The 22,143-nt window shown below is 60.6% G+C and carries 17 protein-coding genes; 3 read left to right on the top strand and 14 right to left on the bottom strand.

The genetic code is table 11. The features are described from left to right. Window positions 1-147: 147 nt before the first annotated feature. The 3 genes from LB525_RS14150 to LB525_RS14140 all read right to left on the bottom strand — a co-directional run bounded on the left by LB525_RS14150 (window position 148) and on the right by LB525_RS14140 (window position 3,152). Window positions 148-1,533, bottom strand: coding sequence for a hypothetical protein (locus LB525_RS14150; RefSeq protein ID WP_224545067.1), 1,386 nt, complete (start codon window positions 1,531-1,533; stop codon window positions 148-150). Between the two features lie 195 nt (window positions 1,534-1,728). Next, window positions 1,729-2,253, bottom strand: coding sequence for a GNAT family N-acetyltransferase (locus LB525_RS14145; protein ID WP_140846263.1), 525 nt, complete (start codon window positions 2,251-2,253; stop codon window positions 1,729-1,731). Between the two features lie 74 nt (window positions 2,254-2,327). Beyond that, window positions 2,328-3,152, bottom strand: coding sequence for a hypothetical protein (locus LB525_RS14140; RefSeq protein ID WP_224545066.1), 825 nt, complete (start codon window positions 3,150-3,152; stop codon window positions 2,328-2,330). 200 nt (window positions 3,153-3,352) lie between these two features. Between LB525_RS14140 and LB525_RS14135 the strand changes: the two genes are divergently transcribed. Beyond that, window positions 3,353-4,768, top strand: coding sequence for an adenylate/guanylate cyclase domain-containing protein (locus LB525_RS14135; RefSeq protein WP_224545065.1), 1,416 nt, complete (start codon window positions 3,353-3,355; stop codon window positions 4,766-4,768). Window positions 4,769-4,799: 31 nt separating this feature from the next. Here LB525_RS14135 and LB525_RS14130 read toward each other — a convergent pair whose 3' ends face one another. The 8 genes from LB525_RS14130 to LB525_RS14095 form a co-directional block, all read right to left on the bottom strand. Continuing rightward, a complete protein-coding gene (locus LB525_RS14130; RefSeq protein WP_140846271.1) occupies window positions 4,800-5,279 on the bottom strand; it encodes a class I SAM-dependent methyltransferase in 480 nt (159 codons plus the stop codon). A gap of 148 nt (window positions 5,280-5,427) precedes the next feature. Next, a complete protein-coding gene (locus LB525_RS14125) occupies window positions 5,428-6,609 on the bottom strand; it encodes an ABC transporter permease (protein ID WP_224545064.1) in 1,182 nt (393 codons plus the stop codon). Then, window positions 6,606-7,604 (bottom strand): ABC transporter permease, encoded by a 999-nt coding sequence (locus LB525_RS14120; RefSeq protein ID WP_095765758.1) that lies wholly within the window; start codon window positions 7,602-7,604, stop codon window positions 6,606-6,608. The genes LB525_RS14125 and LB525_RS14120 overlap by 4 nt, the downstream gene beginning before the upstream one ends. Before the next feature lie 2 nt (window positions 7,605-7,606). After that, window positions 7,607-9,505 (bottom strand): ABC transporter substrate-binding protein, encoded by a 1,899-nt coding sequence (locus tag LB525_RS14115; RefSeq protein WP_224545063.1) that lies wholly within the window; start codon window positions 9,503-9,505, stop codon window positions 7,607-7,609. After that, the gene (locus tag LB525_RS14110) at window positions 9,502-11,397 is read right to left on the bottom strand and encodes an ABC transporter ATP-binding protein (RefSeq protein WP_224545062.1); all 1,896 of its coding nucleotides are present in this window, start codon (window positions 11,395-11,397) and stop codon (window positions 9,502-9,504) included. The genes LB525_RS14115 and LB525_RS14110 overlap by 4 nt, the downstream gene beginning before the upstream one ends. A 147-nt stretch (window positions 11,398-11,544) precedes the next feature. Continuing rightward, on the bottom strand, window positions 11,545-12,885 hold the full coding sequence (locus LB525_RS14105; protein WP_224545086.1) for an adenylate/guanylate cyclase domain-containing protein: 1,341 nt from the start codon (window positions 12,883-12,885) through the stop codon (window positions 11,545-11,547). 266 nt (window positions 12,886-13,151) lie between these two features. Continuing rightward, complete coding sequence (locus tag LB525_RS14100; protein WP_095765762.1) at window positions 13,152-14,495, bottom strand: nucleotide sugar dehydrogenase; 1,344 nt, start codon at window positions 14,493-14,495, stop codon at window positions 13,152-13,154. Between the two features lie 114 nt (window positions 14,496-14,609). After that, on the bottom strand, window positions 14,610-15,788 hold the full coding sequence (locus LB525_RS14095; RefSeq protein ID WP_224545061.1) for a DUF3095 domain-containing protein: 1,179 nt from the start codon (window positions 15,786-15,788) through the stop codon (window positions 14,610-14,612). A gap of 75 nt (window positions 15,789-15,863) precedes the next feature. On the opposite strand from LB525_RS14095, the gene LB525_RS14090 reads away from it, so the two are divergent. Both LB525_RS14090 and LB525_RS14085 read left to right on the top strand, forming a co-directional pair. Continuing rightward, window positions 15,864-16,952 (top strand): glycosyltransferase family 4 protein, encoded by a 1,089-nt coding sequence (locus LB525_RS14090; protein ID WP_224545060.1) that lies wholly within the window; start codon window positions 15,864-15,866, stop codon window positions 16,950-16,952. Continuing rightward, window positions 16,949-17,713 carry a polysaccharide deacetylase family protein gene (locus LB525_RS14085; protein WP_095765765.1) on the top strand — a complete coding sequence of 255 codons (765 nt, stop codon included), beginning with the start codon at window positions 16,949-16,951 and terminating at the stop codon, window positions 17,711-17,713. Before LB525_RS14090 ends, LB525_RS14085 begins: the two co-directional genes overlap by 4 nt. 1 nt (window position 17,714) lies before the next feature. On the opposite strand, the gene LB525_RS14080 is transcribed toward LB525_RS14085, so the two are convergent. The 3 genes from LB525_RS14080 to LB525_RS14070 form a co-directional block, all read right to left on the bottom strand. Continuing rightward, a complete protein-coding gene (locus LB525_RS14080; RefSeq protein ID WP_224545059.1) occupies window positions 17,715-18,569 on the bottom strand; it encodes an MBL fold metallo-hydrolase in 855 nt (284 codons plus the stop codon). A 133-nt stretch (window positions 18,570-18,702) separates the two neighbouring features. Continuing rightward, window positions 18,703-19,152, bottom strand: a complete 450-nt coding sequence (locus tag LB525_RS14075; protein WP_095765767.1) for a cyclic nucleotide-binding domain-containing protein — start codon at window positions 19,150-19,152, stop codon at window positions 18,703-18,705. Between the two features lie 187 nt (window positions 19,153-19,339). Continuing rightward, window positions 19,340-22,054, bottom strand: coding sequence for an ABC transporter transmembrane domain-containing protein (locus tag LB525_RS14070; protein ID WP_095765768.1), 2,715 nt, complete (start codon window positions 22,052-22,054; stop codon window positions 19,340-19,342). Window positions 22,055-22,143 lie beyond the last annotated feature (89 nt).

The following is a 22,143-nucleotide window of genomic DNA, read 5'->3' as shown; positions in this document are numbered from 1 at the left end:
GAGCCTCCGTAACCGTTTTGTTTCCGTTTGACTGCTGCTAACCCTCAAGGAAGCGGCCGGATCAGACGCCAGAGGCTCACCGATAAATCGCCGTCGCTTGCGGTTGCACCCTAGAAAAACAGCCTGAGATAAGGGCTGAAGTGAGGCTCAGGTCGCCTTGATCTCTGCCTGGCCGACCTTGCGCCACCGGGCGTCTTCGCGAACCAGTTTCAGATCGTCGGTCGTCTCGGCAAATGTCCGCAAACGATATTGCCGGAGCAGTTCCGGGAAGAGCGCCCCCTCGGGTAGGCCGGCAAGCTGCTCGCGGACCGAGATCTTTTCATCGATGACCCGCATTCCCCAGGCATTTTCCCGGACCTGCAGCTCGGCAGCCAGATCGCGCTCTTCCGGCGCGTTTTCGTCTAGCGCAGCCAGCAGGATCGAGTGGAAAAGCGCTACATAGCCAATCTGTCTCAAACCGCCCACAGCCCGCACGCGCGGCAGTATGGCAAGAACGAGGAACATCAGGAACAAGTTCGGCAGCAGCACGCCGTCCAGCAGCGCCTGCTTGAGATACGGCCGCTCGAACGGGATGGAAAGACCATGCGGCCTGTCGGGCTCGACCAGGTGCCCGTTCTCGAGGACGAGCTTGCGCACGCGCTCCTCGCGGATGCCCCAGAAATAGGCCGTGGTATTGGGCAGGAATCTGCCAAATGGGCTCGATGCGGCCTCTTGCAAGGCACGTTCGAGACGCTGGCGCCTTGCGGGCTCAACGAGCAGCCTGGACAGAAGGCTGTCGTCATATTCCAGATGCCGAGCCATGGCAGCCGCGGCGAGCCGATCATCGATGAAAACCGGCAGGGCCATGCCGGATCGATCCCAATTGGCGACCAGATCCTGGTTGAAGGCTGTCAGCGCATCGGCAGCGGTTCCAAACACCTTGTCTTGACTGGCAAGCAGTGTGCCCAGCCAGCGGCTGGCATCCGTTTCATCGCCCACCGCTTCGAGCGCGCGCTTGTTGAGGGAGACGGGACCGGCCACGCAGACACTTTTGCGGCACAGTTTGTGGCGCCCCATGCCGAACAGGTTGATCTTGTCTTCGCCGACATCGAGCCATCCCGGCCCCTCCCGGCCAATTGTTTCCATGGTCATCGTCGTTCCCATGAAGCCGAAGAAGGCCGACAGCCCGTTTTCGACCGCGCCGAGCCAAGCAATCAGGAGGGCATCGAAGGTGATCCGGTCCATCAGAAGCAGGCAGTGCAGGCCGGACTGAATCACCGGTCTGTGCTCGAACTCTTCGAGGGCCTTGCCGATCTCCTCAGGCTGCATAATCACACCGAGGCGCTGATGCAGGACTTCGCGCAGGATCGAGCGGGCAGCGATCGCGGGGCCGGATGTGGGCCTTGCCACCGGCCGCCACAGATGGCGGGCGTAGTCGGAAACCGGTGCATTCCAGTTCTGCTCGATGTCACGCACGACTTCCGGGCAGAGTGGCGACAGCAAAGCCAGAATTTCCACCGGAGGCGTAGGGGTCGGGTCAAAGACGGCGGTCATTGGTTCCCGTCAGCCGCTTGCGGTGCAGAGGCCAAGGGAACCAGACTTGCTGGACGCGCTCGGCCCACGCAACGCGATCAAATGGTGTAAGACGAAATTGACCGTATCCCACGGAGTTCTCCATCAGCAATCACCCGTTCGCCGACTCGGCACAAAATGTCAGATCGGCTGCACGGCCAAGGCCAACAGCGGATCTCAGAACCGCAGCCGGGCCATGCTCAGGAGGTCGTGGTACCGCCCGTCGGTAAAACCGGCCTTCACATGCCGACCTTCGATCTCGAAGCCGTGGCTCGTGTAAAGACGGATAGCCGGTTCGTTGTCGGCATAGACGGTCAATTCGACCCGCTTCAGGGCCCGCCAGTTGTCGGCCACGTCAAGCAGCGCGCCAAGTATGGCGGAGCCGATCCCCTTGCCGACAAAGGCGTCGTGAAGGCCGATGTTGATCTCGCCGATATGCGAACGGCGCGGCGAGCCCTGTACGATCAGGCTGCCATGGCCGACGATCTTGCCGTCCACCTCCGCAACGATCCAGGTGGTTTCCTGGCCGGACTTGGCGATACGCCGCTCCACCTGCTCCACCCTCTCGAAAGGCATCCTGAACGTGCCCCAGCGGAAACCCGGCATGTTGAAGATAGCGCAAAGCGCCTCCGCATCGCTTGACCGGATGGGTCGGAGCTGTGGCCGGATCTTCTCGGACGATGGCGAGGTCGTGCTGGTCATGGCGTTCCCGGCGAAGGCAATCGGTCCGGCACGATGCACCGGACCTCACCTGGAAATCCAGCCGTGTCTGCAAGCTATGATGCCGATTGCGAGCTAAAATACCGGGAGGCGGCGTAGAGTTTGAAGACGCCGCTGATGCCGATCCAGCCGAAAAGAGCGAGCCAGCACAACGTCCCGGTCGCCGCCCAGTCGATCCGGTGCACCGCAGCGTCGGTGATGACGAGGCCAACGGCGGCAAGCAGGCCAACCAAAAACTGCGCCAGCCCTAGCACCAGCAGTTCCTCGCGCGGCGCGTTTTTCCAGAGGAGATATACGCCGCCGGCGCCGGCGAGGAAGATGGCGCTGTAGACCTGGGCGTGGAAGGGATCGACCGGCCATGGCCAACTGCTGCTGACCACCCGGGGAAACAGCAACATGCCGACGCCGTATAGCCCAAGGATCGCCGTTTCCGCTGACATGTAGCCGCGCCATGCGGGGGTTAAGGCCACGCCTTTTACCGAAGGACGGGCCCTGGCCCGCCACAGGAACAGCCCGGATACCGCGGCCGAGGCAAGATAGACCAAAAACCACAGCCACGGCGCTTTGCGCTCGAAGTTGAAATAGCCGAGATTGATGAACGAAGCCGCCGAGACGATGACCGTGAAGATGAAGGCCATGACCAGCACGAGCCTGCCGGGCGACCAGCGGTTCCAGAACAGCAGCGCCGCCATCACGACCATTTCGGCGGTGTAGAAGCCTCCGAGGAAGCGGACATTGAACGGGGTGACGGCCCAAGGCCACCTCGGCTTGACCAGCACAGGCGCGAAAAACAGGCCCGCGCCCACGATCAAGACGATGATGACCGCCACCGAAAAAAGGCGCAGGGCCGCGGGAAATGGCGGATTGTCGGATGTCGGCATGGGAGAGAGTCCCCAAGGTGAATGCCCGTGGACCATCATAGTGCCGCTTGCGGCCGGTGAAAATCTGCCGAATGGAATTGAACCGTCATCAGGTTTGTCTATTCGAATGGTCGCACGGTCCGTTTCGAAGTAAAATGCAGCGGCCGGACCAAGGAGCGGTCCGGTCAACATGGCTTGGGCGCATTTTCGGAGCCTGCACGATGAACGAAGTTCAGGATCTGTTCTCGCTTTTGCGGCAATCACCAGATGTCGATCCACTGACAATCGACGCGATCCAGCGAACCATCGCGGAAGGCGGGGACCGTGAGCTTTGCCGCATCAATGCGCCGGCCTTCGCCAGCAAGCATGGCCTCGACGAGGAGCGCACCATAGGCGCCTTTCTCCATGCGGCGCGGGTCGGCATCTTCGACATTTCGTGGAATGTTCTGTGCCCCGGCTGTGGCGGCGTGCTCGACACCAACGCCACGCTGAAAACGGTGCAGAAGGACGAATACACCTGCACGCTGTGCGCCGAGGGTTATTCACCGACCCTCGACGAGATGGTCGAGGTGACGTTCACCGTCAGTCCCCGCATACGCAGGATCGCCGCCCACAATCCGCATGAGCTGCCGTTGATGGAGTATTTCCGGCAGATCTACTGGGCGTCCGGCGTCGATCTGCCGGATGAAGACTTCGCGAAAAGGATGGAAGAGATCTCGCTGGAGGACATCGAGCTTGCGCCCGGTGAAAAGGCGGTTCTGACCGTACAGCTTCCGTCCGATTTCATCATCGTCTTCGAGCCGGTTACCCATTCGGTGCAGTTCATCGACGTGAAGGGTGAGCCGACAAAGGAGCGCCGAAGCCTTTCGTTGGTCTTCGACCGCGACCATGTCCAGAGCCAGACGCTGGAGATGCAACCCGGGCCGTTGCGCATTTCGCTGGAGAACAGGACCGACACACGCGTGCTGCCGACGGTTTTCATCGCCAGTCAGGGCTTGCACGATCTGCTGGGCAGGCGCCGGCCCTTCCTCACAGCCAAGCGCCTGCTCACCAATCAGACGTTCCGCGATCTCTATCGCACGGATACGCTCGACATCAACCAGCGCCTGAAGATCACCAGCCTGACCTTCCTGTTCACCGACCTGCGCGGATCGACCGCGCTTTACGAGCGGGTGGGCGATCTTTCGGCCTTCGATCTCGTGCGCGCGCATTTTCAGGTTCTGCACGAGATCGTCGCGGCGGAGGCTGGCGCGGTGGTGAAGACGATCGGCGATGCGGTGATGGCGACCTTCGCGACGCCTGATCGTGCGATTGCCGCGGCCCTCAGGATGCGCGATGCCATGCGTGCGCTCAACGACGAGAGCGGGCGCGAGGATCTGCTGCTCAAGATCGGAATCCATTCCGGCCCCTGCATCGCCGTGTCTATGAACGAGCGACAGGACTATTTCGGCCAGACGGTCAACATTGCATCGCGGGTCCAGAATCTTGCCAATGCACAGGCGATCTTCGCCACTCGTGCGGTGGTCGACGACAATCTCACCGCCGATCTGTTGCAAAGGAAGGCGCTGACGCCCGTGCCTCATGAGGTCTCGCTGCGCGGCATTGAGCGGGAGATAGCAGTCTATACGATCCCTTGAAGACTTGGTCCCTAAAGACCCGTCTCCACCCTCACACGCGCTTGCAGAGAAAATAACGATCGGCGGGCTCCGGAGTTGGCGCCGGCAGGCGTTGCAGCTGCGGGTGATCGAGCGGCGTGCCGCTCACCGCGAAGCCGCCGACGCGAAGCATGCGCGCAATCAGATCGGGAAGCCAGGTGGCAGTCACTGCATCGCGATCGTCATAGCCGGTGCCTATGTCGGCATGGACGAGAGCGGCGTCGATGCCGATGAACCTCCTCGCCGTCTCGCGTATATCGCCGAGCACGAGATTTTCAGCTTCGGGAATTGAGCTGGCGTGTGCGCCAACTTCGCGGTCGAACACCACGATCCGGCGTCCGGGCAGGCGCTCGCGCAGATGGTGGAACGTCCGGCCATTGCCGAGGCCAAGTTCGAGCACAAGCCCCTCCATCTTCGCCACCTCGGGGCAGATTTGATTGAGAATGTCGCGCTGTGCGGTCATCCGGCTGATGAAATTGTCGAGGCGACTCATATGCGATTGTATGTCCTGAACCAGCAGCCCCGATCGAGGCTTGCCGCATATAGAGGCGAATGACGAACCCTGCAATAACGCACCGGCCGCCCACAAGCGTCATTCCGGGTGGAGCCGTCGGCAGGCCGCGCGGCGGAATACAACGATGTCACTTGTAGGGGTCTGCGGCGTCCCGCAGGCCGTCGCCGAGGAAGTTGAACGCCAGGATGACGAGAATGACGGGGAGGATCGGCAAAAGCAGCCATGGATAGAACGCGATCACGCTAACGCTGCGCGCCTCGGTGAGCAGGATGCCCCAGCTGGTTATCGGCGCCCTCAGGCCGAGCCCGAGGAAGCTCAGCGCCGTCTCGCCCAGGATCATGCCGGGTATGGAGATCGTCGCCGTCGCGATCAGATGCGACATGAAGCCGGGAATGAGGTGCCGCCGGATAATGCGGCTGCTGCTGGCGCCCATCAATTGCGCGGCCAGAACGTAATCCTCCTCGCGCAAGGCTAGAAGCTTTGAACGCACGGCCCGCGCCAGTCCGGTCCAGTGGAGCAGCCCGAGGATGACGGTGATGCCGAAATAGATCAGGATCGGACTCCAGGTTATCGGCATGATCGCCGCCAGAGCCAGCCAGAGCGGAATGCTGGGGATCGATTGCAGAACTTCGATTATCCGTTGAACGATCAGGTCGAAGATGCCGCCGTGATAGCCGGCCAGCCCCCCGATGACGATGCCGAGCAGGAAGCTGAAACCGATGCCGACCAGGCCGATTGTCAGTGAAATGCGTGCGCCGTAGATGATGCGCGAGAGCACATCGCGCCCCAGCCTGTCGGTGCCGGCCAGGAAGAGCTGGCCGTTTTCGGCAGGACAGACAAGATGCCTGTCACCTTCGATCAGACCCCAGAACCGGTAGCTGTCGCCCTTGCAGAAGAAACGGATCCGCTGAACATCATCCTGCTTGTCCATATAGTTCCGCTTGAGCGTGTCCATATCCAGCGTCATCTCGCGGCCATAAACGAACGGCCCGACAAACTGGCCGTTGTGGAACAGGTGCACCCACTGCGGCGGCGAATAGATGTAGTCCATGTTGCGCGTGTGCAGATTGTAGGGCGCCAGGAACTCGCAGATCAGTATCCCAAGATAAAGCGCTGCCAGGAATATGCCGGATATGAGGGCAAGCCGGTGCCGTCGGAATTTCCACCACATCAGCCGCAACTGCGACGCCTGGAAGACTTTCGACTGCTCAGGCGTCATCGCCTCGACCGACTGCAGGTCAAAGGGCGCAATGGAAACGTAGTGTTGTAGTGGAGCACCCGGAGCGGGCAGCGGCGATTGCGTATTCATTTGGTGCTCCCGCCCTGCAAACGAATTCGCGGATCAAGCAGCGCCAGCGCGAGGTCGGAAATCAGGACGCCGATGACCGTAAGGAAGGCGAGGAACATCAGGAACGACCCTGCCAGATACATGTCCTGGCTTTGCAGCGCCTTGATCAGCATCGGTCCGGTCGTTTCCAAAGACAGCACGATCGCCGTGATTTCGGCGCCGGAAATGATGGCCGGCAGAATAGAGCCGATGTCTGAAATGAAGAAATTGAGCGCCATGCGCAGCGGATATTTGACCAGCGCCTTGAAGGGATGAAGGCCTTTGGCGCGCGCGGTCACGACATATTGCTTGTGTAGCTCATCGAGCAGATTGGCGCGCAGCCGCCGGATCATGCTTGCCGTGCCACCGGTGCCGATGATCAAGACCGGGATCCAGAGATGGGCGAGGATCGACTTCGCCTTGGCCCAGCTCATCGGCTCGCCGAGATATTGCTGGTCCATGAGATGGCCGATGGACGTGCCGAACCAGATGTTGGCGAAATACATCAGGATCAGCGCCAGCATGAAATTCGGAATGGCAAGGCCGAGAAGGCCGAAGAAAGTCAGGCCGTAGTCGCCCCAACTGTATTGATGGGTGGCTGAGTACATGCCGATCGGAAAGGCGATGAGCCAGGTGAAAATGATCGTGACGAAGGAAACCAGCACGGTCAGCCACATTCGGTCCCCGATGACGTCGCGAACCGGCAGCTCATATTCGAAGGAATAGCCGAAATCGCCGTGCAGCATTCCGCCGACCCAGTAGAAGTAGCGAATGACCGGCGGCTTGTCGAAACCATACTCCTTGCGCATCATCTGGATGCGATCGGAATCCACCGCTTCGCCCTGAGCCCGAAGCTCGGAAACATAGCTGTCGAAATAGTCGCCCGGGGGAAGTTCGATGATCGTGAACACCAGCGCCGATATGATCAGCAGCGTCGGAACCATCACAGCAATGCGCCAGACAATATATCGAAGCACGCTCAGGACTCTCCAAGCCAGAATGTGTCCATCATATAGACACCGAAATAGGCGGTCGGGTCGTAGCTGTAGAGCGCCTTGTCAGGCAGATTGCGCAGCCGCGAGGACGCCAGAATCGGCTGATGCGTTCCGTTCACCGTGCCGATCGAAAACACCTGATCGGTGTAGATCGACAGCATTGAATTCCAGATTTCGGCGCGCTCAGCGGCTCCGGTCGAAGCGTTCCAGCGTTTGAGCAAAGCCATCAACTCGACGACAGACGGAAGATCGGGCTCCTCACCGAGCGTGCCATGGGACAGGTAGTGAGCACCCCAGAGCGGCCATTGCAGCTGGTCGTCCATGGTGGGAGCCAACTGGTACGGATTCATATCGGCGGTCGGCACGCCATTGTCGATGCCCGACCATATCGACATCATGATCTCGCCGCCAAGCGCGCGGCTGCGGAAGATGTCGCGCTGCGAAGTCCGGACGAACAGGGCGAGGCCGATCTCGCGCCAGTGATCGGTGATGAGTTCGAGCGCGTCGATTTCCAGTGTGCTTTCGCCGGCCGTTTCCACGATGATTTGCGCCGGGCGTCCGTCGGGAAGTATCCGCAAGCCGTCACCGTCACGCGTCTGAAGCCCGACCTCATCGAGCAGCGCATTGGCCTGGTCGGGATCATGGGCTACCCAGGCTTTCGCGAATTCCGGCCGGTAGAGCGGGCTCTCTGGCAGGACCGTATCGGCACTTTCCTGCGCCAATCCGTAGAACACCGCCAAATTGATCTCGCGCCTATCCACAGCAAGCGAAAGTGCGCGACGCATGCGCACGTCACGAAAAAGGCCACGCCACACCTGGTCGGCACAATTCAGATTGGGCAGCAGCGCCAGCCGCGAACCCTGTGTGCGTTTCCACAGATGCATCTTCACCGGGTAGCGCTTCTCCGCATCCTTCAGGAAGGAGTAATCGGCAAAGTCAATTCCCATACATTGCAGGTCGCTCTCGCCGGCACCGGTCTTGGCGGAGATGATCGCCGACGAGCTCACATTCATGATTACCCGGTCAACATAGGGCAGTTGCCGGCCATTCTCGTCTATTCGATGAAAGAACGGGTTTCGCTCGAAGACAAACTGCTCGGCCGGCGGCTTGGTCCGGTTCTGCCAGGGATCGAGCGTCGGCAGTTCCGGGTTCTCCGGGCGATACTGCCGAGACATGCGGATATGCAGGAGCGTCCATTTCTTGGCCCTGTTCTCCTCCATCAGGCCGGCGAGCCGGAATGGATCCTGGTATTTCTTGTGGAACTGCTTGAGATAGGCGGCCGGCAGAACAAGCGATAGCGGCGAAGCGGCAGCGAGCTTGGGCAGGAAGTCGGGATTTGGCGCATCCCAGCTATAGCGGACCGTCAGCGGATCGACGATCTCGAAGCGTGGCGGCTTGCCGTCCGCCAGCAGCGTCGGGGGGAGCCCGCCTTGCGTAAGCTCATCGTTCAGCCAGACATCTTCCCAGCAATAGCGAAAATCCTCCGGCGTCAGCAGGCTGCCGTTAGACCATTTATGTCCTTCCCGTATCTTGAAAGTGAAGACGCGATCGTCCGCCACGTCGAAACTTTCGAGAATGTCGGGTTGCAGGTTGAGCTTTTCGTCATAGCCGACCAGGCGAGCATATCCGTAGATGGTCATCAACCGGATATCTTTCTGGCTGCCGATGATCGTGCGCAGCGTGCCGCCATACTGGCCGGGCTGCCGGCCCATTGCAGCGAGGTTCACCACGCGCGGGCTCTTGGGCAGGCGTTTGGCGAGTGCCGGCAGCGCCAGGGCCTTCAGCAGCGGCTGAAGAAATTCTGGCTCCAGATCGCCGGCGTGCAACGTGCTCGGCACAAATGCCGAAGCCAAGAGGCCGAGGACGGTGCGCCGGCTGATCAATGGCGCAGCTCGCTGACATCGGCCGAACGCCGGGCCAGCACGAGGTGGCCGCCGCCAAGATCGAGCGGCGATAGCATATCGTCGCTGCCCTCGTCGCGGAATTGCGGTCCCCAGGCGCTACTGTCGGAAGCGCCGCTGAGCTTCAGCGTCTTGAAATCCATCGGCCTGTCGAGATCGGGGAAAGGCACTGCGGCGACCAGTGAGCGCGTGTAGGGGTGGATCGGTTTCCTGAGCAGGATTTCGCGCGGCGCAAGCTCGACGATACGCCCGCCGCACATCACGGCGATGCGGTCTGCCATGTAGTCCACCACCGCCAGGTTGTGGGATATGAACAGGTAGGTCAGCCCCAGTTCCTTCTGCAGATCCTTCAGAAGGTTCAGGATCTGCGCCTGGACGGAGACGTCGAGCGCCGAAACCGGCTCGTCGCAGATTAGCAGTTCAGGCCCCAGCGCTAGCGCGCGCGCGATGCCGATACGCTGACGCTGCCCGCCGGAGAAACTGTGCGGGTAACGTTTGATAAAGCGCGGATCGAGCCCGATTGCCTGCATCAGGTTCTTGACCATGGCTAACCGGGACGCGGCATTGCCGCGCTGATGGATTTCCAGCGGCTCGCTCAAGATGTTCTCCACCGTCATGCGAGGCGAAAGCGACGAAACCGGATCCTGAAAGACCATCTGGATTTTCGCGCGCAGCATGTGCAAGGCCTCTCCCTCGCCTGCCAGGACGTCGATCGGTCCCTCGCGGCTGTTGAAGATCACAGAACCACCGCTGGGAGTGACGGCCCGCATGAGGATCTTGCTGACGGTGGTTTTGCCGGAACCGCTTTCGCCGACCAGACCCAGGCATTCACCTCGCCTGATGTCGAAGCTCACACCGTCGACGGCGCGAACAGTGGTTTGATGATCCCCGCCGAACCATCCGGACTTGCGGATGGTGAAGGTCTTTGTCAGATCCCTGACCGACAGCAGGATGTCATCCGGCCCCTCCGATGCCGGCGCGGTCTGCTTGCCGAGCAGGTTTCCGACATTCACCGGCACCTCGCGTAGCGCCTTTAGCCTTTCGCCAGGCTTCAGGTCGAAATGCGGAACGGCTGCCATCAGGCCCTTAAGGTAAGGATGGCCTGGCCGGCGGAATATCGCCTCGACAGGTCCCGCCTCCATGATCTCGCCATGGTACATGACCACCACCTCGTCGGCGACATTGGCGACCACGCCGAGGTCGTGCGTGATCAGCAGCATCGCCATGTTCAGCTTGGTCTGAAGCCCGCGCAGCAATTGCAGGATTTGCGCCTGGATGGTGACGTCCAACGCCGTCGTCGGCTCATCGGCGATCAACAGGGCGGGCCGGCAGATAAGCGCCATGGCGATCATGGCGCGCTGACGCAATCCTCCAGAAAGTTCGAAGGGATACATGTCATAGGCGCGCTTGGGATTGGGAAAGCCGACGAGGCTGAGCATTTCCTCGGTCCGCGCCTTGCGCTCCGCCCGAGCCATGGGCGTATGAATCTGCAGGGATTCGCTGACTTGGTTGCCGATCGTGTGGAGCGGCGACAGCGATATCATCGGCTCCTGAAAGATCTTGCCGATGCGGCTGCCTCTCAACGCCCGGATTTCGGGCCCATCACGCGACATCTTGAGAATATCCTGCGTCGTGCCGGGCTTTTCAGGATCGGAGAACAGGATCCGGCCGCGAACATGGGCTGTGTTCGGCAAAATGCCCATCACGGCTTGGCTGAGAACCGATTTACCGGAACCTGACTCGCCCACAAGCGCGGTAACCTTACCGGGCAGGACGCGAAGATTTGCGCGCCTGACGGCATGCAACGGCCCCCCCATGATGGCAAAAGAGATGCCAACGTCTTCGATCCGCAGCAGATCGACACTCGAATTCATTCTCACACCAGCCCCACTCTGGCAGCTCCCCAGAAAGCGAGACTAGCGCATTGTCAGCGCAGAGCAACTTGGATTCGAAGCGGTCGCCAGTGGCGGAACCGACGACCAAACTGGCTACCAAAGGCGGTCGGGCCAGATCGCGGCGGTTTACTGGAGCTTACTCGGGTCGCCCGCCGCCATCCGCGCGGCATCGCGATGAAGCAGCATGACCTGCTCGGCGTCCGATCTTCGGTCGTGAATCGGCTCCGGCGCACCGTCTTCATCGGGTACGAGGGCTCCCGACAGATCGGGTGAAAGCACCATCAGCTTCTGCTTGATGCCAGCCAGTTCCTCGTGGCCGAGCGTCAGCCAGCTGTTGGCGCCGCAATAGCCGGCGAAGTCTTTGCTGGCCAGAACGCTGTGCGGATATTTCTTGGTCAGGGTCTGCAGGCGCTGGACCTCGTTCACAGCCGAGCCGAAGACAGAGAATGTGAGCCGGTCTTTAAGCCCGACATTGCCAAACATCACATTGCCGACATGCAGGCCGATACCGAATTTGATGTCTGACAACCCCTGCTCCTTTCGGCGCAGGTTGAGATCCATCATGCGCGCGCTGGCCTTGTGCGCGGCCGCAAGCGCAGCCTGGCAGGCGATCTCGGACTGCGAACGGTGCCTTTCGCAAGGGTAGACGGCAATGAAGCCATCACCGATGAAACTCATGATCTGCCCGCCCTTGCGATTGAAAGGTGCGGCAACGGCGTCGAAAAACTGGTTCAGCGTATCGATATAGACTTCGCGGCCGGAGGTTTCGGCGAGCCTCGACGACCCGCGCATATCTCCCATTACCAGTGCGGCCCGGATTGTATCGCCCTCGCCGCGCTTGATCTGGCCGTCAAGAACGCGCCTGCCAGCGTCGCCGCCGAGATAGGTGGTCATCATGTTGTCGGCGAGCTTGGTGAGCACCGCCATCTTGGTGGCGATAGCGAGATGGCTCTGGATGCGCAGCAGCGCCGAAATCATGCTGTCGCTGAAGCCCGCGGCGCTGTCGGTCGACCAAGATCCCATCATGCCCTGACTGGCGTTGCCGCTGAAGGGATGGACGAAAGCCATGTAATCGGTGATGCCCATAAGCCGGAGGTCATCGAAAACAGGAAACTCCGACACCACCGACGGGTCGAGCCGGCGTCGCAGATGGTCGAGCTTATTGCTGAGCAGATGGTAGTATGGGCTGGTCAGGAATCTCTCAGACGGCACACCGGCCTCCTTGCGGAAGCCTTCCACTTCCATGCCCTGGCCGCGAACCCAGGTGAAGCCAAGCGCGTCATAGAGCGGGTGAAGCATCGAGAAGCTCAAATGCACCCGCTTCAGCGGCAGGCCGGCAGCAGCCAGCCGTTCGCAAAAGCCATTTACCAATGTTTCCAGGTCGTTGCCCGCCAGCGCCGATTCGTTCAGCCAATCGGCAACCTTATCCATGAGAATGGTGGAAATTTCTGCGTACGATGTGCTCATGCTATCTCGAAACCCGTCGGAAGACGGAACCATTATCCTCTGATCTGCCATAACACAGTCCGTCAACGACCCAACGATAAGACACCCGAAGTCAACAAGGCCGGCCTCGGCGGCAAAAGCGGCGAAGAATATCCCGGATGACTATCCTTGCGGCCAAGGGGAAGGCATAAATGCATCTGTATTCGGTGGCGTTATGTGGCGAGTCAGCCGACGGAGTGCAACCACGATCCTGACACCGCACAAGAAATTCGCCGGCTCAGATGCCGTCAGGCCTTTAGCACTGTCTCTCGGTCCAGCCCGAGGCGGCCAAAAACATTGCGTGTGTCGACGATTAGAGGGGCGTGATCGGCGATCGTCTGATAGTCGATCGCGTCGTGGTCGGTTGCAACGACGACAGCATCGAAATCCTTCAGAGCCGCCTCGGTCAATTCGACCGAGCGGCGCCCCTTGATCGCCATATGCTCCCGCGTGGTCGGTATCTCGGTAACATGCGGATCGTGGAACTCCGCCTTGCCGCCCCATTCCTCGATGAGTTCAATGAGCCGCAATGAGGGGCTTTCGCGGATATCGGGCACATTCTTCTTATAGGCGAGCCCGACGATGAGAATGCGCGAGCGGCTGAGCGCCTTACCACAGCGCCGGTCCAGCGCCTTCGCCAGTTCATCGACCACATGACGCGGCATGGCCGTGTTGATCTCTGCCGCCAGCTCGATGAAGCGGGTCGGCAGTTCGTATTCGCGCGCCTTCCACGTCAGGTAGAAGGGATCGATCGGAACGCAGTGCCCGCCAAGTCCGGGGCCAGGATAGAACGGCATGTAGCCGAAGGGCTTGCTCTTTGCCGCCTCGATCACCTCCCAGATGTCGATGTCCATCGCACCGAGCACGACCTTCAACTCGTTGACGAGTGCTATGTTGACCGAGCGGAAGATGTTTTCCGTCAGCTTGACCGCCTCGGCGGTCGCCGTGGTGGAAACCGGAACGACGGTCTTGACCACGCCCTGGTAGAAAGCCTGCACGAGCGTCGCCGCTTCAATGCCGTCGCCTGCCACGACCTTAGGGATCGTCGCGACTTCGAAGCTGCGGTTGCCGGGATCCTCGCGTTCGGGCGAGAAGCCGAGGAAGAAGTCTATCTTCGACCGCAAGCCGGTTTCTTCCAGTATAGGCTTGATCACGTCATCGGTGGTGCCGGGATAGGTGGTCGATTCCAGCACGACCAGCTGGCCGGGACGCAGATGCTTCGCAATGGTGCCTGCCGTGTTCCTGACAAAGGAGAGATCCGGCTCACGGTTTTTCGTCAGCGGTGTCGGAACGCAGATGATGATGACCTCGCAGACGGCCAGTTCCGCAAAATCCGCAGTGGCGCGGAACCGTCCGCTCGCCACCTGGCCGGCAAGGGCTGTCGACGCCACCGCCTCTATGTAGGATTGGCCGTTGTTCAGGCTCTCGACCTTGTGGGCTTCGATGTCGAAGCCCGAAATCGGGAAGCCGGCGCGTGCGACCGCAACCGCCAGCGGCAATCCGACATAGCCCAGTCCGATCACGCCGACTTGTGCAGCGCGCGTCGAAATCCGGTTTAGAAGATGGTCATATATCGATCGTGAGGCGTCCAAAAATCTGCTTTCCCGTCAATTCGGACAGGCTGTCCGTTCCCGTGGCGAGGCTCACTTGGTCTCAAGGACCATGGCCGAGGCATATTGCGGAAGATCGGTTTCCGCAAGCCGTCATCAAACCGGCACCTTCGCCTTCAGGCTTGCGGCAGCCCTCGCATAGCCGCCGGCCGCGCCATCGATGAAATGAAGGTGGTCGCGCTGCAGCGGCGAAGCGACGAGGCATGTCATCAAGGCCGATTTCTGGCGGTGCAGGCCATAGGTGCAGATGCCCGCCTCTTCCGCCTGTTTCAGCCGGTTCTCGATCCGTTGCAAGACGTCCGAGTCAACGTCGATGGTCATCTTCAAGCCGTCGTCGAACTTCCGGAAATCCGAATTGCTGGCCACGTCGCGTTTGTAGACCTTCGGATCGAACCGACCGATCGTCCACCCGAATCGATCGGCAACGGCCGCTAGCGTCAGCAGGAACAATATCCACAGCTTCGACAACCACCGCAGTCCTGCCGGCGCCACGGCCCTCGCCTCAAGATCGAAGCCGGCGGGCGAAAAACTGTAGGCCGGCCCGTTCACCGGCACTGGATGGCCATCGCGTTCCTGCCTGCCGGCAAGGGCAATGATGTCGGAAACCAGAGACTGAAAACCGCGCAAGTCGCGCGACGGACCCGGTATGGCTATGATCGAGACGATGTCGCCATGCCGTGCTTCGATCGGGTTCCAGCGGCAGGAGAGGCCGGTCAGATCCGGCCGCGCCCCGGCCGGCGCAGGATCGACGCGGTAGCGCCCGGCTTTCATCTCGGTTTCCGCCCAACTGCCACCACCGCCGGCGAACATGGCATAGAAGACCGCTTCGGAGGCTTGGAACCTCGCCACGCGAACGTCGAGACCTTGCGCTCTTATATCTATTATCGGCACGATCGCGGCACGCAAGGTCAGGTCCAGTTCGTCCGCCACCCATCTCTGGACAGCCGCCAGCGCGTTGCGGGTGATCTCCAGCGCCGAGCCGGGAAACGCCACGAGCGCGCCGTCGCCGCCGAAAACAAAGGGAAAATCTTGCCGACCCAGCGCATTGAGCAGCGCCGAAATGACACTGGCCCCGGCCATATTTACGGTTTTATAGCGCCCAGCCTCGATCGCCTTGGTCGAGCCGACGATGTCGGCGGTGGCCAGCGCCCAGCCATCGGGGAGAGGCCGATAGTTGTCGATATCGGCAACGCTTTCGAACTTTGCGAAAACCGGCAGAGAGGCCACAAACGGGTCGGACGCGGCAGGTGTTTCCATGGGCATCAGATAGCACATTCCACTGCTTGAAGGGTGAAGTCGATCATGCTGCGAAATTGACTTGCGCCGGCTTTCGGATGATAGGGTCCGGCAATGCGAATTGCCTTCTACGCGCCGCTGAAGTCACCCAATGATCCCGTTGCCTCAGGCGATCGCCAGATGGCACGGACGCTGATCAAGGCGCTGGAGCATGGAGGGTATAGCGTCGAACTGGCATCCGAATTGCGCCTCTACCTACGCGAACCGGAGCCGAAAAGTTTCGATGCGCTCAAGATCGAGGCCCGAGAGGAAGCCGCGAGGTTGACAAGGCTTTGGGATCGTGACGGCAAGCCCGATCTCTGGTTCACTTATCATCCCTATTACAAGGCACCCGACCTGATCGGGCCCGAGCTGGCGGCGGCCTTTGCTGTCCCCTATGTGACGGCGGAAGCCTCCTATTCGAGGCGGCGCAACGCCGGTTTGTGGGGTGATACGCAAGCGTTGGTAACGCGAGCCGTCGAACAGGCGGCACTGAACATCTGCTTCACGCAAAGGGACCGCCAGGGACTGGCGGATGCGGTACCCGGCGCCACTTTCGGCACGCTTTCGCCCTTCATCGACACATCGGCATTCCGTGAAATTCCGGCACGGGGTTGTCCGACGCGCCTTGTTACCATCGCCATGATGCGCCGGGGCGACAAACTCGAAAGCTATCGCATGCTGGCGCAAGCGCTCGGTTCGATCGGTCACCTGCGCTGGACCATGTCGGTCGTCGGGGACGGGCCTGCCCGTGACGAGGTTAAAGCGCAATTCGCCGGCTTGCCCGCCGACCGTATCGAATGGCTTGGCGCGATTGAGCCGGCCGCCGTGCCGGATGTCCTCTACAGTGGGGGAATTTACGTCTGGCCGGGTTTCGGCGAGGCCTATGGTGTTGCCTATCTTGAAGCACAGGCCGCCGGCCTTCCGGTGGTGGCTCAGGACATCGCCGGCGTGCCGGAGGTCGTGCGGGATGGCCAGGCCGGGTTCCTCACCCCGCCGGGCGATGTGACGGCGTTCGCTTCTGCCATTGAAAGGCTTCTGGCCCGTAACGACGAAAGAACCATCATGGCCGCAGAAGCCAGACGTTTCATCCTCGAGGAGCGCTCGCTCGATACGGCGGCGGCGCGTCTGGCCGAACTTCTTGCGAAGATCCCGGTCTCATGACATCCGATCCGATCTGGCAACCTTTGTTGGAAGAACTGGCGCGCTGGCAACGGGAGGACCGTAAGGCAGAGTTCTGGCTGCGCGATGATGACGCCGTGGATCCAACGCCTGCGCTTGATCGGCTGCTCGACCTCACCGGTGAATTCGGGGTTCTGGTCACCCTGGCCGTCATTCCAGCCCTGACTGATGAGAAGCTTGTCGTCCGGCTTGACGAGGCGCCGCATGCCACGGTCGCCATCCATGGCTGGGCGCACCGAAATCATGCGCCCGAGGACCAGAAAAAGCAGGAACTCGGCCCGCATCGGCCACCCGAGGCGGTGCTCGATGATCTGGCTCGCGGGCTCTCTCGCATAACCGGCTTGCACGGCGCACGTGCCGTTCCGATGCTGGTGCCACCCTGGAACAGGATCGACGCCGGCTTGGTATCCGACCTTGGGTCGATAGGATTTGCGGCACTGTCGGTCTTTGGGCCGCCGAGGCCGGCTTCGCTGGCGGTCATCAACAGCAATGTCGACATCATGGATTGGCATGGCACGCGCGGCTGCCGCGATCATGGCCTATTGGTTCAGGCCGTCGCCGCGCAATTGCGGCATGCATTCGACGGCGGCGAACCGGTCGGCCTGCTCACCCATCATCTCGTGCATGATGAATCGGCCTGGCTTTTCCTCGAACGGCTGTTCGCCGTCACCGCACGCAATGCAGCCTGTGCATGGCATCCGATCAGGACATTGATCGGGCGCAGCGCCAGCAGAGGAAAATAGCTCAGCCCGCTTTGTGCGATAAGACTGGAAATTCGATCGTCTGACCATCCCGCGCGGCAAAAGAGCCGGCAAACCTGTTCTTGGCCAGTTTCTCGATCTCGTCCAGTTCCTCGTCGGTGCGCGCCGGATCGTGGTGAACCAGCGCAAGCTCCCGCGCACGGGCCGCCTCGCAGAGCTTGACCCCCTGTTGCCATGTCGAGTGCCCGTTCCCGCGGTAGCGTTCCATTTCCTCCTCGGTGTAGGCGCAATCGTAAATGACGAGGTCGGCATCTTCGATTAGGCCGAGCACCGCCTGATCGAGTTTACCCGACTCATGTTCGGTGTCTGTGATCACCGCCACGACGCGGCCACCCCATTCGACCCGATAGCCTATACAGCCACCGGGATGGGTGAGACTGCCGGTTCGGATCACCACCCCTTCACGCGGCCGAAGCACGTCTCCTGACACGAAATCGCAATAGTCGAGGCTTGCCTTGCAGACGTCCAGTCTCACCGGAAACCAAGGCGGCCGCATGAACTCATCGACCATCTGTCGGGTCGTCATGCGTCCTGCAAGATGCCCGGACCAAAGCCTGACTTTGACGCTGCGGTCATAGATCGGCTTAAATGCCGGCAGCCCGATGATGTGGTCATAATGGCAGTGGGTGAAAAACAGGTCGAAATCGGTCACGCCCGACGCCCGAAGCGCCCAGCCGGCAGGCCGCAAGCCGGAGCCGGCGTCGAACAGAAGCGTATGCTTGCCGCATCGCATCTCAATGCAGATCGTGTTGCCGCCATAGCGGGAGAAGTCTGGCCCCGATACCGAAATGCTGCCGCGGACGCCCCAAAACCTGACCAGGAAAACGTCGTCGTCCATGCAAGCCCTTCATAGTCCGCTAGGTCATCGTAGCCAAACAACTGCTGCTAGGCGAGACAGGTTTTCCTCCTGATGACCTTGTCCATGAGAGGTCAGTGCCATCACGACGGCAAGGATCGGCGCAAATCATTCGTTATTTAGCGCTTCGTGCGTCGATCAGATCCGCGGTCGTATGGCTTAGGCGATCGGCGAGAACCCGAACCATCTCGACGGTCATTTCCGGGAACTCCTTCATAAGCCTCAGGAAATGATCCTTGCGAATTCTCAAGGCTTCCACCGGACTTGCGGCTCTGACGGTGGCCGTGCGGGAGCTGTTGCACAATATGGCGATCTCGCCAACGATCGAATTTGGCAGCAGTTCGGCAACTTTTATCGGTCCGCTCTCGGAATCGACCAGAATATCGGCCTTGCCTGAAAGGATGACATAGGCGGCGTCTCCCTCGTCGCCCTGCCGGAAAAGGATCTGGCCGGCGCTGTAGCTTACGCGATCAGATGTGAACGCAAGCAGCTTGAGCTTTGCCGGCTCGATGCCAGAGAACAAGGGAACGCGTTGCAGCATTCCGACCTCATCCTTGAGCAGCATTGTCGCAAACCTCCCAAAATTCACGTCTGCCAGACTAGAACAACCGACATCCAGATGGAATCAATTCTGCTTGCGGATAGCGGGACGAACCGCGCGAACGTGGCGGCCTGATCAGTTGGAAACCTTAATCTCTTGAGCTTGCAGCAAGTTCCCATCGGCGGAACGATCCCATCTGAATGTCCGGGCTCTATGACAGCAGTTCCTTGAAAATACCGCTCCCCGCCAAAAGCGTCTCGTGTGGTCCGTCTTCCACCAAACGACCCGAGTCGAAGACGACAACGCGATCGAACATCATCGCCATTGCCGGATTCGTCACGACCCACACAATTGCCGGCGAACGGCCGTCGCGTCTGGCTTCCTCGAGCACGTTTTGCAGCACCTTTTCTTGTACGCGCTGGTCGAGCGCCGACAGCGGCCGGTTGAAAATGAGAAAATCGGGACGCTTGAGCAGGGCCCGGGCAACATCGAGCTTCTGTCGCTGTCCACTGGTCAACCGCCTGCCGCCGGCGCCGACGTTGAAGTCCAAGCCGACATCCAGCAGTTCGGCATAAAGCCCCAGTTCATCAAGAATATCATAGACAATGGAGCGTATGCGGTCCGGCGCATCGGGATGGTTGCTGCCCAGACGCCCGAACAGGACATTGTCCATGACAGTAGCCGCAGCAATGTATTTGGCAGGATCGTAGCGTTCGACGGCGTTTTGCAGCTCGGGCGGCAGGTCTTCATAGAACTGGTTGCGTGCGGCGACGATCTTGTTCATCAATTCGTCGCTGAGCAGGCCGAAGCGATGCCGGGGCTCGATATAGGCAAAGCTCAGGGTGACGATCATGGCGCGGTCGTTCTCCGAGACCGTCTCGTAGGGACGGTTCTTGAGCCGTTGCAGCAAGGTTTCGTAGGCTGGTATCTCCTCGGCGCTCATGAAGGCGAGCTGCTGGAAGAACTGGTGATCGGGCGGTAGGTCGGCAAACAGCTCGATCGCTTGTTTGGCGATATCCATGCCCATTTCGTAGAGCATGCGATCGAGGCCGGCTTGCATCAGCACCGACGCGAAATAAGGATTGGCCGCCAGGGCCCTGTCGGCCAGCTCCGGGCCGGCGGCAGCGCCGAAGAGCAGGTTCTGGCCGATTGTTGCTTCCTTATTGTAGGCGCCCGGTTCGAAAGGAACCACCAGTCCGCTCAATCCTTCGTGTTCCAGCCGGGTTCGCAGCGCCGCACGCAATTCGACGATCCGCCCGGCAAGTTCCGTGTGACGCGTGAGGTCGGCCGAAGAACGCAAGCCTAGATCCAAAATGTCGCGCGACAGAAGAACCGCGTCGAGCACCTGGCGCACGGCTTCAAAGAGGTCGTGCGGGCCGGTAGCGCCGACGGAAGCATAGTCGATCCAGTCGCTGTGGATATCAAGGTCCGGGTTGCCTGATCGGCGCGCCTCGTGGATGTTCCAGCGGTGCTGGTCCGCCGCGGCACCGTCATAAGTCACCGACGTCAGCGGCGCATGCTTCAACCCGTAGAGCAGATTGTCGCGGAGGCTTGCCTGGAACAGGAAAACATCCGACGAGGCATAGGACATGCGCCGACCGGTCACTGCTTCGGGGAGTTCAAGCAGGTCGTCGGCACCCGAAGCGACCCTTCCGCTTTCCGGCCAGTTCAGCCGCGCGAAGGCCTCTGCAAGCGCCTCCGCTCCACCTGTTGAGGTGCTGACCAGCGCCACCGTCTCCCCCGGCTTGACCTGGAGAGAGATACGGTCGAGGAGCATTGCACCGCCATCGTCTGCCATGGACAGACCGATCGCCGACAGGGGGTTGGTCATCGGACCGGGATCGTCGATCGTCAGTGCCCCGATTCGCGGCGCAATGAGACCCTCGACGGTGAATTGTTCGACGACCTGCTGGTATTTGACCTGGACATCCTGCCGGTCCTGATCCCAGTCGATCAGTTCCTTCATCGGTCCGGGCAGGTCCTTGTAGGCGCCGATCACGGCCACGAGCTGACCGACGTCCAGCCGCCCCCGAATGACCAGATACCCGCCGACCATGTAGAACAGAAAGGGCGTGATCTGCGCGAGAAAATTGTTGAGGAACTTCACCATGAATTTCCATTGGTAAAGATCGAAGCGGATCTTGAAGATGAGCCCGAGCCGGGCAGCTATGTCGGCACGCTCGTAGTTTGACGTATCATGGACGTGAACCGCGCCGATGCCGTCGACGATTTCGCCGACGCGGCCCGATAGCGCGCGCGCCGTCAACTGCCGTTTGCGCCCGAGCACGATCAGCCGCCGCCGCATTCGCGGGATCAGCACGATCTGGATCAAGACGATCACGGCGGCGATCATTCCGAGCCAGAAGTTCTGGACCACGATGAACAGCATGGCCGTCACCGCCTGGCCGCCGAGCAGCACCGGCTGCAGGAAAGCATCGCCGATGAAACCGCCCAGCGGCTCCACCTCGTCCTTCACCATGGTTGCCACCTCGGCGGATTTCACGCGCTTGAAATAACGCGGCGGAAACCGCAGCACACGATCGACCAGTTCGAAGCGGATACGGCGCAGCATCCGTTCACCGAGGCGGCCCTTGTAGGTGTTGATGTAGAATTTGAACAGGCCGTTGATGATGACCAGCAGGAGGAACACAAGGCTCAGGGCAAGCAGCGTCGTCGTGCGGTCGAGCTGAAAGCCAGGAAAGAACTGGACTTCTCCGATGAACGGCAGGTTATAGTGTAGCCTCATGAATGGCTGGGTCGCGCCCGGCTGCTCGAAGCCGCGACCTTGGATCGGGCCGTTGACAATCAACTTCGGCAGGTCAAAGGACATGAAATACGGGATCATCGAAAGCAAGACGATAACCAATATCCAGAGCTGCTGCTTCTTGGTGTGCGTCCAGATATAGCGAGCCAGGCTGGGTTCCATATGCGACTGTGGACCTTCAGTTTAAAGAACAAAGTAAAAGCATCAGCTGGTGGACGGCGCATCGGCAATCATCACCGGCGACATGTTCG

The organism is Mesorhizobium sp. CA16 (assembly GCF_020165175.1).
GTDB lineage: Bacteria > Pseudomonadota > Alphaproteobacteria > Rhizobiales > Rhizobiaceae > Mesorhizobium.
This window is presented reverse-complemented; position numbering and strand designations above follow the sequence as displayed.